The 16,486-nt window shown below is 67.1% G+C and carries 10 protein-coding genes and 2 pseudogenes; 9 read left to right on the top strand and 3 right to left on the bottom strand.

Annotated features, from left to right (window positions below; all coding sequences use genetic code 11):
- The first annotated feature begins 693 nt into the window (after positions 1-693).
- The 3 genes from ACIRD8_RS37350 to ACIRD8_RS37340 are packed head-to-tail and all read left to right on the top strand — an operon-like array spanning position 694 to position 4,191.
- Positions 694-1,296, top strand: a complete 603-nt coding sequence (locus tag ACIRD8_RS37350; protein ID WP_015575416.1) for a helix-turn-helix domain-containing protein — start codon at positions 694-696, stop codon at positions 1,294-1,296.
- Positions 1,297-1,318: 22 nt separating this feature from the next.
- Complete coding sequence (locus tag ACIRD8_RS37345) at positions 1,319-3,478, top strand: hypothetical protein (RefSeq protein WP_386300323.1); 2,160 nt, start codon at positions 1,319-1,321, stop codon at positions 3,476-3,478.
- Positions 3,478-4,191 carry a hypothetical protein gene (locus ACIRD8_RS37340; protein WP_015575414.1) on the top strand — a complete coding sequence of 238 codons (714 nt, stop codon included), beginning with the start codon at positions 3,478-3,480 and terminating at the stop codon, positions 4,189-4,191. The genes ACIRD8_RS37345 and ACIRD8_RS37340 overlap by 1 nt, the downstream gene beginning before the upstream one ends.
- Before the next feature lie 107 nt (positions 4,192-4,298).
- Here ACIRD8_RS37340 and ACIRD8_RS37335 read toward each other — a convergent pair.
- Positions 4,299-5,805, bottom strand: a pseudogene (locus tag ACIRD8_RS37335) (ISL3 family transposase).
- Between the two features lie 206 nt (positions 5,806-6,011).
- Between ACIRD8_RS37335 and ACIRD8_RS37330 the strand changes: the two are divergent.
- The 6 genes and pseudogenes from ACIRD8_RS37330 to ACIRD8_RS37305 all read left to right on the top strand — a co-directional run.
- Positions 6,012-6,209, top strand: a pseudogene (locus ACIRD8_RS37330) (transposase); the annotation flags it as partial.
- 821 nt (positions 6,210-7,030) lie between these two features.
- On the top strand, positions 7,031-7,483 hold the full coding sequence (locus ACIRD8_RS37325; RefSeq protein WP_162472535.1) for a hypothetical protein: 453 nt from the start codon (positions 7,031-7,033) through the stop codon (positions 7,481-7,483).
- A gap of 803 nt (positions 7,484-8,286) precedes the next feature.
- On the top strand, positions 8,287-9,441 hold the full coding sequence (locus ACIRD8_RS37320; protein ID WP_404002105.1) for an exonuclease SbcCD subunit D: 1,155 nt from the start codon (positions 8,287-8,289) through the stop codon (positions 9,439-9,441).
- Positions 9,441-11,696 (top strand): AAA family ATPase, encoded by a 2,256-nt coding sequence (locus ACIRD8_RS37315; RefSeq protein WP_404002102.1) that lies wholly within the window; start codon positions 9,441-9,443, stop codon positions 11,694-11,696. The genes ACIRD8_RS37320 and ACIRD8_RS37315 overlap by 1 nt, the downstream gene beginning before the upstream one ends.
- A gap of 86 nt (positions 11,697-11,782) precedes the next feature.
- On the top strand, positions 11,783-12,466 hold the full coding sequence (locus tag ACIRD8_RS37310; RefSeq protein WP_404002099.1) for an SbcC/MukB-like Walker B domain-containing protein: 684 nt from the start codon (positions 11,783-11,785) through the stop codon (positions 12,464-12,466).
- 92 nt (positions 12,467-12,558) lie between these two features.
- The gene (locus ACIRD8_RS37305; RefSeq protein WP_404002096.1) at positions 12,559-14,826 is read left to right on the top strand and encodes a Helicase associated domain protein; all 2,268 of its coding nucleotides are present in this window, start codon (positions 12,559-12,561) and stop codon (positions 14,824-14,826) included.
- A 506-nt stretch (positions 14,827-15,332) separates the two neighbouring features.
- Here ACIRD8_RS37305 and ACIRD8_RS37300 read toward each other — a convergent pair.
- Both ACIRD8_RS37300 and ACIRD8_RS37295 read right to left on the bottom strand, forming a co-directional pair.
- A complete protein-coding gene (locus ACIRD8_RS37300; RefSeq protein WP_404002093.1) occupies positions 15,333-15,725 on the bottom strand; it encodes a hypothetical protein in 393 nt (130 codons plus the stop codon).
- Positions 15,697-16,486 (bottom strand): nucleotidyltransferase domain-containing protein (locus ACIRD8_RS37295; protein ID WP_404002090.1); only part of this gene is annotated, 790 nt, incomplete at its 5' end. The genes ACIRD8_RS37295 and ACIRD8_RS37300, both read right to left, overlap by 29 nt.

Raw genomic sequence — 16,486 nt, 5'->3', positions numbered from 1 at the left:
GCGGAAACTCCGCTGCAGCACCACCCGGATCACCCTCGTCGTCCGAGCCGTCGTCGCCCTCGAACTCGCCACCTGATCAAGATGGAAAAGACTCACTGACAAAAACTGATGGATCATTACGGGGCGCAGTCCGGCAAAGCCGCGATCAAGCCACCACAGCCTCCGCCACCCTGTAGTCCCGGCCTCCCAAGCTCCAGGAGGCTTCACCTCGGCCGACCTGCTTCCCGGCTCCCCACCGCCCCTGCCGTCACCCCACAGGCCTTCCAATACGCAGCACCGCAGAGAAGCCCCCCTACCTGCACACATGATGGTTGGTGACACCGGTGGTCCAGCCATGGCGAATTGGCGAAAAGCAGCAGGCGCGTACTCGCAGCCGCAGTGCGCCGGGGCCGCCCGCTCCTGACCGCCACCCCGGAGCAGCGAGACCAGTGTCCCAGGCGACGACGCCGCGGCGTTGGGAGGCGGTGGGGTGCCGTACCGGAAGCTACGGTCGGCTGGCGCTGTCCAGCGGCAGGGATGGGCGGGCGGCTCCAGGTGCTCAGCGAGGGACCGTACGACCCGCCGGTCCGCGGAACTGGCGGTCCCTCCAAGCGCCATACTAACTAGACTCAGATATCTGATCAGACTTGCATGGGTGGGGGGTCTGCCGATAGCGTCCAAGCGCGGCAACGCCCAGATCCGAGGAGGCAGGCCATGCTGCTGACTACCGGACAAGCCGCAGAGGAACTGGGCTGTGCGATCACTACGTACCGGCGCCTCATCAGGGCAGGCGTGCTTCCCGGCCTCTCCCGGCGCGGTGTTCGCGTGATGACGCCGCTTTGGGTCGTCCAGGCACTGCAGAAACGAGCCCCTGCACCCGTGGACCGCTTGGACGCAGACCTGCTCGGGGTCCTGCGTGTCGACGCAGCACGCCAAGTCCAGGACAACGACCGGAACTGGGCAGGCTACGCGGCAGGTCTTGGCCCCGATGACCTGCTCAAGGGCTTGAGGGGCTGGTGGCGCTGTGACGCCGCGAGCGTGGCAGCCGGGGGAGTGCTGCCGGTTACAGTGTCGGGCTACGTGGTGGCCGTCCTGACCGGCCTGGACAGGTGGGAGAAAGGCGACGGGGGGCGGCACGCATTTCCGGACGCAGTCCTGGCCGGACACATCACCGACCTGGCCACCCCTGTAAAGCACCTGACCGCACCGCAGCAAAATGACCGGGACATCGCGAATCTCCTCCTGGGTACCCGCCTGCCCTCGCAGTCGAGCGGCGCGATCGCGTACGTCTCCACCCGTAGCAGTTCCGCCAACTGACCTGCAGGCACAAGGGATCATGATGGACGCAAAGACCTACACCGCACAGCTGGCCGAGCTGCGTGCCCTGCGCGACGACATCAAGAAGACCCAGGCCACCCTCGCCAAACTCGAGACGAACCGTGCCCGGCAGATCACCGCGCTGGCCGGATACGAAAAGGCGAATGCAGAGCGCATCGCGCCCGCGGCCGGACTCAGCCTCGCTGACGTCGTGGCGATCGCCCCGATCCTCGCCCCCGACCAGCTCGCCAATCCCGCACCAACAGCCCAGACCGCCGCAGCCGTCTCACCCCCAGTGCCCGCCAGGGAGGCAGCACTGCCCAGCGGCACCGAACACGCACAGGCCCAGGCGGCCACGGTCGCCCCGGCCATGACCCGCCCCGCCCCTGAACCAGCAGCGGAACCAGAACCGCCCGCACCAGAGACTTCCGCGCCGCCAACCATGCCAGCCCCGGCTGCAGCCCCTCTGCGCACGGCCCACGGAACCCAGCGCACCCTTCCCGACATCCCGCAAGGCCCTGACGGAGACCGCTGGTTCACCCACACCGCGAACCTTGCCTCCACGCACCCGAACTTCACCCAGCAGGCCCGCAGCACCGTCTTCCTCGACACCGAGGCCGGCGTGCTGGTCCACCGCGACCAGACGTTCCACGTGGACCTGCCGACCGCCAGCGCCGCAGAAATCCTGAACACCGTCTTCCACGCCCTGCCCGAGGGCGTCGAACGGATCTACATCACCGCGGGCGCACCCTGGCACCGCCAGGCCGACCAGCATCCCTTCCTCAAGGACGCCGTCGGAGCCTGGCTGAACGCCCCCACACCCGGCTGGCGCACGGACACCGGGCGGGGCAAGGACCGCATGGCCGGCCACTTCGTCCACCCCCGTAACCCTGTCGGCCGCTACCAGCGCGAACAGGGCGAACAGCACGTCGAGATCCGATCGGCGGGGGAGTGGTTCGACACCGAGGGCACCGAGCCCGCCGTCATCCGCGACGCGTTCGTCCTGCTGTGGAAAGCCCTGCGCCGCCACTGGCCCGACGCCGTCCTGATGGGCTCACCGTCCCAGACAGGCCGGGACCTATGGACCCGCACCATCCCCACCAAGGGCCAGCACGCCGACGGCTACCCGGTCCTGTCCGAAGAGCTGCGCGGCCTCTTCCACGCCACGGCCGGACAGGGACGCACCGAACTCATCACCCCGCCCCACGTCCCCGAACAGATGCCCGCCCTGGTCGAGTACGACCGGACCTTCGCCTACGCCAAGCACACCTGGAAAGCCGGCATCGGCACCCCCCGCCGTGTCACCGCCACACGGTTCGCCGCCTGGTCGGAAAAGGAACAGACCAAGGCGCTGTTCGCCTGCGGGCACTGGCACGTCCGTGTCACCGTCCCCCAGAACTGGGACCACGTCGGCATCCTCCCCGCGCCCGCCCCCGGCGACCGGGCCTGGCACTACCCCGCCACCCCCGGCACCACGTTCACCACCTGGGCGGGCGGACCCGAGATCCACACCGCTCTTTCCAACCCCCACGGCCCGTGGACGGTCGAAATCCTCGACGGCATCCTCTTCGACGACGGCAAACCCCTGGACGACTGGTCCAAGAAGCTCAAAGAAGCCTGGTCCTCCCTCACCGCCCAGGCTGACCTCAACGGCGACCCCGCCCAGCGCACCGCCGCGCACCTCGCAGCCCGGGCGGTGCGCGCCATCCTCCTCTACGGCATCGGCGCCTTCGCCCAGCGCCCCCGCACCGTCACCGGCACCACACCCCGCACCATGGAGCGTGATGTCCCCGCCGATGCCGAGATCATCGGCTTCGACGACCAGACCATCACCTGGCAGCGCCCCACTGGCTTCACCCGTGACCCCAACGCCCACCCCGAATGGGCCGCCCACATCTGGTCCTCCGCCCGAGCCGCCCTGCTCTCCCAGCGTCACCGCGACGACAACACCTACGCAGGAGCTCTCCACGCCCCGCCCGGCAGCGTCGTCGCCTTCCGCACCGACGCCGTCTACCTCACCCAGCCCCAGGCATGGCCCTACCACGGCCAGCCCGGCGACTACCTGAACAAGGGCCACCTCACTGGGCCTCTCACCGCCCCCACCACCGAGGACGAACTCCTGACCCTGCGCGACAAGGGCCGCACCACCCAGCCCAGCGCCTCCAGCAACGAGGGGTCCTGATGCCGCCCCGCCGCCGACGCCCCCCCGCACCACAACTCAACGACGCAGCCCAGCTCGCCGACCAGCTCCAGGCAGCCGGCTACACCAAACGCGACATCGCCCGCATCATCAACCGCGACCCCTCCCTCGTCTCCCAGTTCTACACAAAGAACAAAGGCGCAGCCTTCGTCCCCGCCCTCACCCAGGTCCTCGCCGCGATCCAGAGCGCAGGAATCACCGACACCACCGAACTCGCGGCCATCGCCGCCGGGCACATCACCCGCCGCACCACCGCCGCTGGCACCAAAGCCCGCGTCCGCACCAAAGCACTCCTGATCACTCCCACTGGTACCGGCACCGGCCGCGCAGGAGCACAGGCCATCGCCTCCGGATCCGCCCGCCTGCGCCCCCTGATCGCCGAAGCCGCCCGTCAGGGCCTGCGCCTGGCCTTCACTGTGCGTCTCGCCAGGAGCGGCTACGTCCACGCCTCCGGAAGCCGCACCGACTCGCCCGGTATTCGCCGCGACGTCATCCAGCGCACCGACCACACCGAAGAGCGCTCCTACGGATCGGCTGCCACCGGTGGGTTTGATGCTGCGGACTTCGCCCGCCGAGTCGACCAGAGTGCCGGAGACGTCACCGCAGCCATCCACCAATGGCTTGTCGACACTGGCCGTATCCACCCCGGCGCACACATCACCCACTTGGAAATCCGCACCTGGCGCCCGCGCTGAGCCGATCCCGCCTGCCTGTGCCCTGACCTGCTGCCGGGACTGTAAAACGTTCGGCTCTTCCAAGATTCTCGTAGGCGTTGATCGTTCCGCTGGCTGTCCGCTGACGGTCAGTTGAGCAGGATGAGTCGGCGTAGGAGGGGATGGCCGGCGCGGCCGTAGCGTTGGCGCTTGAGGAGTTTGATCTTGCAGTTGACGCCTTCGGTGCGGCCGTTGTGGTGGGGCAGGGTGAGTGCGGCGTCGACGGCGGTGCGGTCGCGTTGCAGGCCGGTGGCGAAGGAGCGCAGAAAGGGCAGGTCTGCGGCGCGGGTCCGGGCGATCCAGTCAGTCAGCTGCTCGTCGTTGCCCGCGGAGGGAACGAGCAGTTGGGCGAAGGTGCGGATCTGCTCGGCCAGTACGGTCATCTCGGGGCAGGCACCGGCGAGCTGATCGCGCAGGGCGCGCTGCTTGTCGTCGAGGTGGTCGGGGTGGCGGGTGAGGAGGCTGGTGACTTTGCGGGGTGAGAGGGCGGCGTGGTCGGCTTCGACACGTCCTTGGTTGATGTAGCGGACCAGGAGGTTGGCGCTGCCGGTGTACCCCTGCTCGCGGATCTCCGCGAGCAGGTGGGTGACAGGGACGGCGGGGTCGTCGCTGCGTCGTTGGCGCAGGTAGTCGCGGTAGGGGTCGATGAGACTGGCGCGATAGACGGGGGCGCGGATCATGCGATCCGGCTCGGTGGCGCGGGCGTAGCGCTTGACCGTGTTCAGCGAGACCCCCAGCCGGCGTGCGCAGGCGAGCAGGCCGACACCCTGGTCCAGGAGGTCGTGGACCTGCCGCCATCGCTCCCGGGTGGTGGCGGCCCGCTTACCGTCCGGGAGGGGTGGGCCGAACTTGCCCCAGCACGAGGCATGCGCGCCGATCTCCTTCAAGGTGGCCTCGACGAGACCGTGCCAGAGGTGCCAGCGGTCGCTGACCTGCAGGATCGTCGGGTCGGCGTCCGTGGTGGCCTGGGCGAATCCGCTGGCTCCGTCCCGGCACATCACGCGGACACCGGGATGTTCGCGCAGCCAGGCGGTCACCGTCGCGGCCTTCCGGTCGGGCAGCACATCGACCCGCCGGCCACTGTCGGCATCGATGATGATGGTGGCGTAGTTCTGTCCCCTGAGCAGGGCGAACTCGTCGATCCCGGCCACCATCGGTATGGGCCGCTCCGGCAACGGGATGCGCGTCAGAACGTTCAGCACCGTCGCCGAGGACACGGTCTGGTGCAGCACCATCAGCAGCCGGGCAGCGGCCGAGCCCGACAACACCACTGCGAGGGCTTCGACGATCCGCCGCGACGCTGGAGTCCTGCGCTGATAACGCTCGGTCAGATCGGCGACCTGCTCGACGAACGTAACTCTCGCGCAGGCGGGGTTCTCGCAGTACAGACGCCGCACCGAGCTCGATCATCACCGGTCTGCCGCCCACCGCCTCGTCGGCCACTCGCCGGACATATCGGCTGTGATCCCAATCCGATGACCGACCGCACCCGGGACAGTCCACCGGCACCCTGTCCACGGTCCGCACTATGATCCTGACCCGACTCTCGCCCACTTCGACCGTCTCGACCAGCACCGACGCCAGATGCGGCAGCAGGTCCGTCAGCTCGACATCACACGCCACCACCCTGCCCCACCGAGCCACCCGACCGGGCCGGAACTACGCAACCGATCAACGCCTACGAAAATCTTGGAAGAGCCAAACGTTCGGTGTAATCCCGATCATGGAAGATGCATCGATGACCAGACAACGTGACCGAGGCCGAGACCGTCGAGCCGTCTGAGGCCGTGGTGCCGACGTCCATGGACGACCGGCTGATCGACGAGCTCGTGGGTCGGGCTCAGGCTGAGGGCCTACAGCTGGCCGGCGAGGGCGAGCTGCTCCAGCAGTTGACCAAGCGGCTCCTGGAGTCCGCTCTCGAGGGCGAGATCACCGACCACCTCGGCTATGACAAGCATGATCCCGCGGGGAAGAACGGCGGCAACTCACGAAACGCGACCCTCCTGTGAGGGAGAGATCAACCCGTCTCGACGCCCGGGGCACACGCCTTCGCTCCGTAAAGACGGGCACGACAATGACGCCCCTTTCGGTAGCTCTCCTGCGAACCGACAACGCTGCGAACAGCGGTTGGATACTCTCCTGTCCGTCTGCCGGAACCACGCAAGCTGAGGATCGTGAGCCGGCCGCACACGAACGCTGGGGGAAACGGGTGCTGAGCGACAACGACATCCTCAAGGCAGTACAGAAAGAAGTCGAGGGACGAGGGGAGTCCCTGACAGTGAATCTGCCAGGCGCGGCTGCGATCACCTGGCATCCCGTCCTGGAGGGAAAGATCGTCCGGTGCGTGGAGTCCCGTACAGAGCGGGAACGCTTTCACGCTGGCCCTATCGATCTCTTGGGCCGTGCGGTGTACGAAACGACCATCAGCCGGCACCACATGCCGCCGCCCCGAGACCCATCCGAGCAAAGCACGGTGAAACTGGTACGCCGAGGATCGGTCGATAACCGGACCTGCGACTGCGGCAACGGGGAAGTCACTTGTCAACGCTGCAAAGGCGCAGGCGAAGTCCCCTGCGAGCAATACCGTCCGTGCAGTGAATGCCGCAACCTCGACAGCTGCTTGCGGTGCGCAGGCACCGGCTTCCCCACCGGGAAACCAACCGGCCACACTGCGCAGGACGCAGAGGAGCGTGTCCGGTGCAGGCAGTGCGGCGCACAGAACGCCGCATGCGGCAGATGCCACGGCCGCGGCCGCCTCCCATGCACAACCTGCCAGGCAACGGGATCAAGGACCTGCCCCGACTGCGACAGGGACGGCACCGTGCCACACAAGCGCTGTGCAGGCACTGGCCGGACCGTTACCTGGACAGAAGGTGTTATCACCAGAACGCCCAGCACCAGCGAAGTCAAGCTGCCTGAATCCGGAGTGTTCTACTTCGCCCGGCAACAAGTACGCGAACGCGGGGCGTGGGCACCGACGAAGCTGACCGACAACGACCCCCTGTATGACCAGCTCACCAAGGAGTTCGGCCCGATCCTGACGACGCTACTTCTCCCGCACCAGCAAGAAATCGCACGTCGCGCAACAGCCAGATACCTGCGGCTCGCACGGGTCACCGTGGCAGAACACCCACACAGGGTCTACTTCGTCTTTCCCACGGACAGGGGGCCGGAGGTACTGGTGCTTCCCTCACAGAAGCGAACCTGGCAGCTCACCGCCGTTGTGCTTGGCGTACTCGTTCTTATCGCACTGGTTGTCCGGTTCGTTACCTGATCGCTGGAGTCGCAGAGCGTGAAAACCCGCACCCCCGAGGCGCGGTCGGGGGTTTCAGCGCTGTCCGCGAGGTCGAAAAGGAACGGCAGGCTTGCCGCCGTGCACGGGTAGACGTCCCCCTGATGGTGAGCCGCACCGTAGAAGTGTGAATGCCTCTTCCCGGACACCCTGGTTCCGCCGAAGCCATCTCCCTCAGCCACCCCGGAACCTCGCCCGCCGGACCATAAGCGTGGTCCATCGACTCCCAGTCGACGCTGTCGAGTTCATTGATCATGCGGTGCACTATGCCGGTCAGCACTGACACCGCCCCTGTGTCTCCCGGGCGGATAGGCACGAGGAGGACCGCCCTATGCCGTGTGACTGTGAGCTTCTGTCCGACCCCTCTCGCGGCCGCCTGATCCCAGGACCAAGAGGCTCATGACGCCCGAGACCAGAAGGCCTGTCCCGACCACCCGGCCATTGGACAGTGGCCTACCGGTCTACCGATCACTGGGTGACCGTCAACCAAGACGGCGGCATCATCCTCATGGCGACCGGAGGAACCCCCTATGGGGCGGACGAAGCCGGCGCCGCAGCACCAAGATCTGCCACAGGTATGAACGAATGGCACGTCGAAGACGAGGCGGGCTCACGCGTCATCCTGCGAGTCCTCGCGGACCGTGCGTCGTATTCGGCACTGTAGCGCTTGCCTTGTGCAGTCTGGAGGGGAACCTTTCTTCGCGTGCCTGTTCAGAGTTGGGGCTAAGGTCGTTTATCAGGAAAGCCGTCCGTAACACCCGTCCAGGTGGTTACCGTCTGCGTTTATGCGGATCTTGCACACCTCGGACTGGCATCTCGGCCGTCAACTGCATCGCGTGTCCCTCCTCGCGGAGCAGCGCGCCTTCCTCGAACATCTGCTGGACACGGTGCGCCAGGAGCGCGTCGAGGCAGTGGCCGTTGCGGGCGACGTTTTCGACCGCGCTATCCCGCCTCTGGACGCGATCGACCTGTTCAACTGGGTCCTGGGAGAACTGGCCGACCTTCAGGTGCCTTTGGTCATGATCAGCGGCAACCATGACTCACCCCGTCGGCTGGGCGTCAACTCGCGGCTGATCGAGCGCGCGGGAATCCACCTGCGCACCAGCGTGGAGGACTGTGGCCGCCCCGCCGTCCTGCACGACGAACACGGGCCGGTCGCCTTCTACGGACTGCCCTACCTCGAGCCCGGCCTGGTCCACACGCATCTCGGTGCCGAGAAGCCCAGCCATCACGCCGTGCTCAGCGCGGCGATGGATAAGGTCCGCACCGACCTGGCCGCCCGCCCGGCAAACACCCGCTCCGTCGTCCTGGCCCACGCCTTCGTGACCGGAGCCGACACCAGCGACAGCGAGCGCGACATCACCGCCGGCGGCGTCCCCTCGGTCAGCGCCTTCGTGTTCGCCGGAGTCGACTACGTGGCACTGGGCCACCTGCACCGATGCCAGCAGATCAGCGAACGCATCCGCTACAGCGGCTCCCCGCTGGCCTACTCCTTCTCCGAGGCCGACTATCCCAAAGCCACCTGGCTGATCGACCTGGACGCCAACTCCGACCTGACGGCCCGCAAGATCCCGTGCCCCGTGCCCCGCCGCCTGCGCCAGCTGGCCGGCACGCTGAACGACCTGCTCACCCAGCCCGAGCACGCGGACTACGAGGACTGCTGGCTGCACATCACGCTCACCGACACCGACCGGCCCCACATGGCCATGGAACGTCTGCGAGCGCGTTTCCCCCACGCGTTGAAGCTGAGCTTCTCCCACCAGCGCGACACCGACACCCAGTCCTACCGCTCCCGCGTCAATGGCCGCAGCGACCACGAGATCACGCTCGGGTTCCTCGACCACGTCACCGGCATCCCCGCCACCGTCCCGGAGCAGAACCTACTGCAAGAAGGACTCGAAAGCGTCCGTACCGCAGCCGCCCAGCGAGAGGCCAGCTGATGTACCTCCACCACCTGACCGTCCAGGCATTCGGACCCTTCGCCCGCACAGAATCCGTCGACTTCGACACCCTGACCAGCAACGGCCTGTTCCTCCTGCGCGGAGACACCGGCGCGGGCAAGACCAGCATCCTGGATGCCGTCTGCTTCGCCCTCTACGGCACCGTGCCCGGCATCCGCCCCACCCACCGCCTGCGCAGCGACCACGCCCCCACCGACACGCGCACCCACGTCATCCTGGAGTTCACCGCCGCAGGCCGACGCCTCAAGATCACCCGAAAGCCAAAGCAGACCTACCCCAGCAAACGCGCCAAGACCGGAACCGCCACCGCCGAAGCCACCGTCGAGTTGCACCAGTGGACCGACACCGACGGCGTCACAGGGTGGGAGCCGGTCAGCGCCAACCACCAGGACACCGCCAGAGAGATCGAAGCAGCGTTGGGGCTGTCCAAAGAACAGTTCTGCCAGGTCGTCCTCCTGCCACAAGGCGACTTCGCGACCTTCCTGCGGTCCGACGCCAAGGACCGCACGGTGCTGCTGCGCCGCCTCTTCGACACCGGACGCTTCCAGGAACTCCAAGCGTGGCTCACCGACCGAAGCAAAGCCACCAAGAAGGACCTCGACGACGTCACGGCCACCCTGCAGCACCTCAGCGAACGCATCCACCAGGAAGCCGGCCCCCTACTCCACCAGGACGGCACCAGCACCGACGAGGCCGCCCTACCCGACACCCAGGACCCCGCCGACCTCCTGCCCCGGGCCCAGCACCTGCGCACCCTCGCCGTCAACGCCCACACCGAGGCGGTGGCCGACGAGGAACGCAGCGACATCGAACACCAGAACGCCAAGACCGAACACCAGCGCAGCCACGAGCTCGCAGGCCAGCAGACCCAGCACGCCAAAGCCCAGGCACGACGGACAGCACTCGACGACAAGGCCGCCCACCACCCACGACTGCGCAACGAACTCGACAACGGCCGGCGCGCCGAACGGCTGCGCCCCCTCCTGGACGCCGTGAAGCACACCTCACGTGTCCTGGAAACGGCCACGACAGCCGAAGACCAGGCCCGCACCCAGCTGCCCGAAGAAGACCGTCGCACCGGCATTTCCCAGCTGCAGGCCGCCGTGGAACAGCACCACGCCGAGAGGGGCCGCGTCGAAGGGCTGCTGCCCGACGAGCAGCGCCACGCACAGCTCGGCGCCCAGATCACCGAGCTCAGCACCCAGGCGGAGCAGGCGCAAGCCGACCTCGAGGAAGCTGGGCAATGGCTGGCCGCATGGCCTGACCTGGAGGCCGAACACACCAGCCTCCTCAGCGACATGACCAAAGCCGCCGACCGGGTACCTCAACACGAGCAAGAGATCAAGACACTCAACGCCCACCTCGAAGCCGCACGCCTCCGCGACACCCTCACCACCGAACTCGCCTTGGCCGCACAAGCCGAAACCGACCGTGCCGCTGAAGCCCTCGAAGCCAAAAGGCGGTGGCTCGACCTGCGTGAACGCCGCCTGGACGGCATGGCCGGGGAGCTGGCCGCTGAACTCACCGACGGAGCCCCGTGCTTGGTCTGCGGCTCTCCCGAACACCCGAACCCGGCCCGACTCCTCCCCGACCAGCCCACACGCCAGGACGAGGAGGAGGTCCGCACCCTCCACGAACAGGCCGACACGCTGCACACGCAGGCCAGCCGCCGCCGGGGCGAGCTCGCCACCCAGCACGCCGAAGCAGCCGGAGCAGCGGGCCCCACTCCCAGCGACGAGCTCAAGGCCCAGCTCAAAACGGCCAAGGCAGCCCACCGGGCCGCATGCGACGCCGCCAGCGCACTGCCCGCAGCCCAGGAGACCTTGACCCACCTCCGCACAGAGCACGACGCCCGCACCCAGCAGCGCCAACAAGCCCAGGACCGCGTAACCGAATGCCTGGCACGCACCAAAACCCTGGCCCAGCAGCAGAACGCTCTCGCCGACACCCTGGCCACAGCACGCGGCACAGCCACCACCCTCGGCGAGCGCATCACCGAACTCAGCCGCACCGCCAAAAACCTGTCCGGCGCGATCGACGCCGCCCAGAAGGCAGCCGACGCAACCTCCCGCCACCATGACGCGACGACCACCGCCACCACCACCGCCCACGACGCCGGGTTCCGACTCTCCAGGAGGCAACCGCCGCCCTCAAGGACCCCCAGCTCCTCGACCAGTGGAGCCAGGAACTCGACCAGTGGGGCAAGGACGACGCCGTCGTCACCGACCTCCTGAAAACCCCGCACCTGCAGGAAGCCGGCCTCCAGCCCCCCGCCGACCTCCCAGCCGCCGCCAAAGCCCTGCTCGAGGCCGAAGACCGCATGAAGAAGACCGCAGCCACCCGCCAGCAGGCCGGTCACCGGGTCACCGCACTGACTGAACTGATCTCCACCCTCACAGCCCGCCTAAACGACCTGGAACCCCTGCAAGCCCGTCACGCCCTAGTCGACCGCTTGGCCAGCATCGCCTCCGCCACCACCACCGCCAATACCCTCAGCATGGAACTCGAGGCCTACGTCCTGGCCGCCCGACTCGAAGAGATCGCCGAGGCAGCCAACATCCGGCTCCAGGCCATGACCTCGGAGCGCTACCTCCTCCAGCACACAGCCGACAAGGACGCAGGCCGACGCGGACGCCTCAAGTCCGGCCTGGGACTGAGAATCCTCGACACCTGGACCGGCACCGAACGCGAAACCTCCACCCTCTCCGGCGGCGAAACCTTCACCGCCTCCCTCGCCCTCGCCCTCGGCCTGGCCGACGTCGTCACCCAGGAAGCCAGCGGCCGCCCCCTGGGAACCCTCTTCATCGACGAAGGCTTCGGCACCCTCGACGAACAGAACCTGCAAGAAGTCATGGACGTCCTGGACCAACTACGCGCCGGGAACCGCGCCGTCGGCATCGTCAGCCACGTCGCCGAACTCAGCCGCCGAATCCCCAGCCAGCTCAACGTGCTGAAAAACCGCAACGGCTCCACCCTCCGCCCGCTCATCAGCACCGATCTGTAACGTCAGACCCACCGCACAGAAAACCCACCCGCACCCCGCCGCACCCGCGGCACGCAAGAAAACCATCCCGACCAAAAACCGGCCAGGAGAGCATGCCGACCGCCGCGATCGAACTCCGCCCCCACCAGAAAGAAGCCGTCACCGCGGCGGTCAAAACGCTGCGCACCCACCCGCGGGCAAGCGTGATCGCCGCCTGCGGCACCGGAAAAACCCTGATCGCGGCCAGGACCACCGCCCGCATCGCCCCCCGCGGGCGAGTCCTGGTCCTCGTCCCGACACTGGACCTGCTCTCCCAGACGGTGCGCTCCTGGCACGCCGCCGGCCACAAAGGCCCGGCGGTAGCCGTCTGCTCCGCCCGCCAGGCCATGGAACACCCCTCCGCCGGCAACCTCCCCATGACGACGAAGCCCGCCGAGCTGTCCGAACTCGCACCGGCCACCGGCCCGGTGACCGTCTACGCCACCTACGCCTCCCTGCCCACCATCATCAACGCCCACCGCGACCACCACCTGCCGCCCTGGGGCGTGGTCGTCGTCGACGAAGCCCACCGCACCGCCGGCCGCCTCGGCAAAGCCTGGGCCGGGATCCACCACGACGACCAGGTCCCCGCCGCCCGCCGCCTCTACCTCACCGCCACCCCCCGCATCTGGGACCCCGACACCGACCACAGCGACACCCCCGTCGCCTCCATGGACGACGAAACCCTCTTCGGCCCCGTCGCCTGGCGCCTCACCCTCTCCGACGCCATCGACCTCGGCCTCCTCGCCGACTACCAGATCCTCGTCCCCGTCATCCAGAACACCGACCTCCGCGACTGGCTCGCCACCAGCCCCGGCGCAGGCGCCGACGGCCTACGCCTCGCCGGACACCAAGTCGCCGTCCTCAGAGCCATCCACGACCACCAGCTACGCCGCGTCCTGACCTTCCACCACCGCGTCCAAGACGCCCGCGCCTTCGCCACCACCCTCCCCGGCACCGCAGCGGCCCTCCCCGCAGACCTGCAGCCCGAGGGTCTGTGGTCGCAGTGGATCAGCGGCACCCACCCGCCCCGCACTCGCCGCCGCATCCTCCTCGACTTCGCCACCCACACCCACCCGGACCAACCCGCCGTCCTGTCCAACGCCCGCGTCCTGGGTGAAGGCATCGACGTCCCCGCCATCGACGCCGTCGTCTTCGCCGACCCCAAGAACAGCCCCGTCGACACCGTTCAGGCCGTCGGCCGCGCACTGCGCCAAACCCCCGGCGCCGGCAAAAAAGCCACCCTCATCGTCCCCGTCTACCTCACCCCCGACGAAGACCCCGACGACCTCCTCAGCGCCGACGCCTACACCCCCCTATGGCGCACCGTCCAAGCCCTGCGCGCCCACGACGAACGCCTCACCGCACGCCTCGCAGACCCCCGCACCCACCGCCCCACCCTCGGATCCGAAGACCCAGGCGCCTGGCTCCACTTCGAACGCCCCACCCAGCAAGAAGAAGTAGCCCTCGCCCTCACCCTGCGCGTCCTCAACCCCAAAAGCGCCGAATGGCGCCGCGGCCTCACCGCCGCCCGCCGCTACCACCGCACCCACCACCACCTCGACGCCCCCCAGACCCACGAAGACCCCGACGGCTACCCCCTCGGCCGCTGGCTGACGTGGCAACGCCACCTCCACACCACTGGCGCCCTCGACCCCGCACGCACCCACGCCCTCGAACGCCTCGACATCATCTGGAACCCCCAGCAGCACGCCTTCGAACGCGGCCTCGCCCACGCCACCGCCTACACTGCCGTGCACGGCCACCTCGCCGCCCCCGTCGACCACCACCAGGACGGCTACGCCCTCGGCCGCTGGCTCGCCACTCAACGCAAACGAGCCGACACCCTCACCCCCGCCAGACTCCAGGCCCTCCAAGACCTCGACCAGCACTGGAACCCACCTTGGCCCCTGACCTGGCACCGTACGTATCACATGGCCCGCAGACATCGTGCCGCCGGTCACGAACTGACCGATGTGTCCCGGAGCTACGTCACTGACAGTGGACACCGCCTGGGGGAGTGGCTGCACAGCCAATGCCTTCACCCCGAGCGTCTGCAGCCCACCCAGCAGAGCCTCCTTGCCGACCTCGGCCTGATCCAGAGCGCTGGGCCGCCCCTGGCCAAACGGAAACCCGCCAGCCATAGCCGAGAGCAAGGGATGGCCGCCGCCCGTGTTTTCCGCGAGCGCGAAGGGCATCTTGAAGTTCCTCAGCGTCACATCGAACCAATCGACGGTAGCGCCGTACGCCTCGGGCAGTGGATCAGCAACGCCCGACGCCGCAAGGAACGTCTCCCCGTTGACCTGATCCGTACGCTGGACGCCCTGGACATGCGTTGGTAGGCCCGCTCCTTACCTCCGTACGCTGCGCCGCGTATCCGCGATGCGCCCGTCAGAATGCTTCAAAGCCATGCCTGCCGCTGGACGCTGTGGCCGTACGCCTCGCACGAGGCTGTTCCACCCGTCGCTAACCGAAGCCTTTGTCCTCCGTGGCCTGCGTATATAAAGCGTCCTTGACGCAGGGTGTGGTCGAAGGGCCGATGCTAGTACCTGGGTTGAGGCTGTATGAGCGGGCTCCGTCCCCCTCTGCGTTGGGGGAACAGCGACCCTTGGGGATCATGCCCGGCACCGCCAATGCGGGAACCGGCGGTTGTAGCCATGCTGGGTTGTTACTCAATGGTTCCTGATGAGACTTTTCGGGTGTGACGCTCGGCGCCTCCCAGGTTGGTGGGTTCACCGACACGAAAGGGCCGACCTCCCTTGGGAAGGTCGGCCCTATTCTTTGGGCTCAGTAGCGCCTGTGTGTATGTGCTACCTGTTGGAGGGCAGCCTCGGCGCCGGTGAACCTGTCAGAGACGAGAGATTCCGCCGCTAAAGGGGAGTTCGTCCTCGAATTCACACGCGGCTACGGCTTTTTCGTCGGCTCCCCAGATAGCAGCCAGCACCTTTGATGCTTTGGTGAGTATCACCGCTGCTTCGACATCATCGTGCAACTCCAGTTCCACCGTGGTTGGCCACGCGATGAAATCTGAGTTTGCAACCTTTAGGTCGGCGTCTTCGTTGTCTCGAACATCGACTGAAAGACCTTCAGGATCCTCGGCGTGGCCGAACCTTGAGAAGGTCGCTCGAAAGATATCCGTCAGCAGTGCAAGGGTTCGCCCTTGGTCCAACGAGACGTAAATGCGGCAGTATTCGTATTTTTCGCGATTTGAATCATCGGATGTCGATGTAGGGGCCATCATCGAATTCTCCTCCGATCTTGATTACGGACAGGTCCACTTTCATTCCGAGTGTTTCTTGAAGGGCGTCTCGAACCCTGCTAAGGCGTGGCTTTACGTCTCCGGCAGTGATCTTTCCTACTCTGATCGCGTGAATTCGCGTCTTATCGCGCGAAGATCCGGAATTCGGCGTCCCGAAAGACTCAGCGATCATTCTGTCGAACTTTCGCGGAGGGACGAGGACGGCAATATCCAAGTCCGAATCCGGCCCTACGTGCTGAGACGCTCGGCTGCCTTGCACGGATAGCTTGCCAATGTCCCCCACGCCCTTTTCGCGAAGCATGGCAGAGATTTCGGAGAATTTTCCCGAACTAATACCCTGCGGTACATCGAACTTGCGTTCGATGCTGCTCCCTCTAAGTCCGAAGAAGCCGATCGCCCCTCCGGTCATGCCGGTGGCGACGCCAACTTTGAAGAGTGCATTGCGGACATCACACAGTCCGTCGTCGACGGCGCAAGGGAGATCTGGAAGGCCGGCGCTGGATGCTTGGGCGGTGTGCGCCCCGGGCCCGGTCCCCATGGCCCAGTGCTTCTTTTCCGGCGGCTTTTTTGGCCCGACGTTGAGGCTGACGGCCTTGGAATAGCCAGACTTCCTGTTGTAGGAAGTGTAAGTGGTGAGACTGAGCTCTTTCCAACCTCGGGACTGCTGCGCGGATAGGTGACACCTTGACCTGGCTTGCTGAGAGGCGGCCTGGAAGGATGTGGCAGTGAACCTCTTCCAACCT

It is taken from the genome of Streptomyces sp. NPDC102451, assembly GCF_044765485.1.
Classification (GTDB): domain Bacteria; phylum Actinomycetota; class Actinomycetes; order Streptomycetales; family Streptomycetaceae; genus Streptomyces.
The sequence above is the reverse complement of the archived record's forward strand: the minus strand, read 5'-3'. Positions and strand labels throughout refer to the sequence as shown.

Bases quoted from the DNA above. Each gene is read 5' to 3' on its own strand.
- ACIRD8_RS37300 (WP_404002093.1), bottom strand. From the start codon at position 15,725: ATGATGGCCCCTACATCGACATCCGATGATTCAAATCGCGAAAAATAC.
- ACIRD8_RS37350 (WP_015575416.1), top strand. From the start codon at position 694: ATGCTGCTGACTACCGGACAAGCCGCAGAGGAACTGGGCTGTGCGATC.
- ACIRD8_RS37305 (WP_404002096.1), top strand. From the start codon at position 12,559: ATGCCGACCGCCGCGATCGAACTCCGCCCCCACCAGAAAGAAGCCGTC.
- ACIRD8_RS37340 (WP_015575414.1), top strand. From the start codon at position 3,478: ATGCCGCCCCGCCGCCGACGCCCCCCCGCACCACAACTCAACGACGCA.
- ACIRD8_RS37315 (WP_404002102.1), top strand. From the start codon at position 9,441: ATGTACCTCCACCACCTGACCGTCCAGGCATTCGGACCCTTCGCCCGC.
- ACIRD8_RS37345 (WP_386300323.1), top strand. From the start codon at position 1,319: ATGGACGCAAAGACCTACACCGCACAGCTGGCCGAGCTGCGTGCCCTG.
- ACIRD8_RS37320 (WP_404002105.1), top strand. From the start codon at position 8,287: ATGCGGATCTTGCACACCTCGGACTGGCATCTCGGCCGTCAACTGCAT.
- ACIRD8_RS37310 (WP_404002099.1), top strand. From the start codon at position 11,783: ATGAAGAAGACCGCAGCCACCCGCCAGCAGGCCGGTCACCGGGTCACC.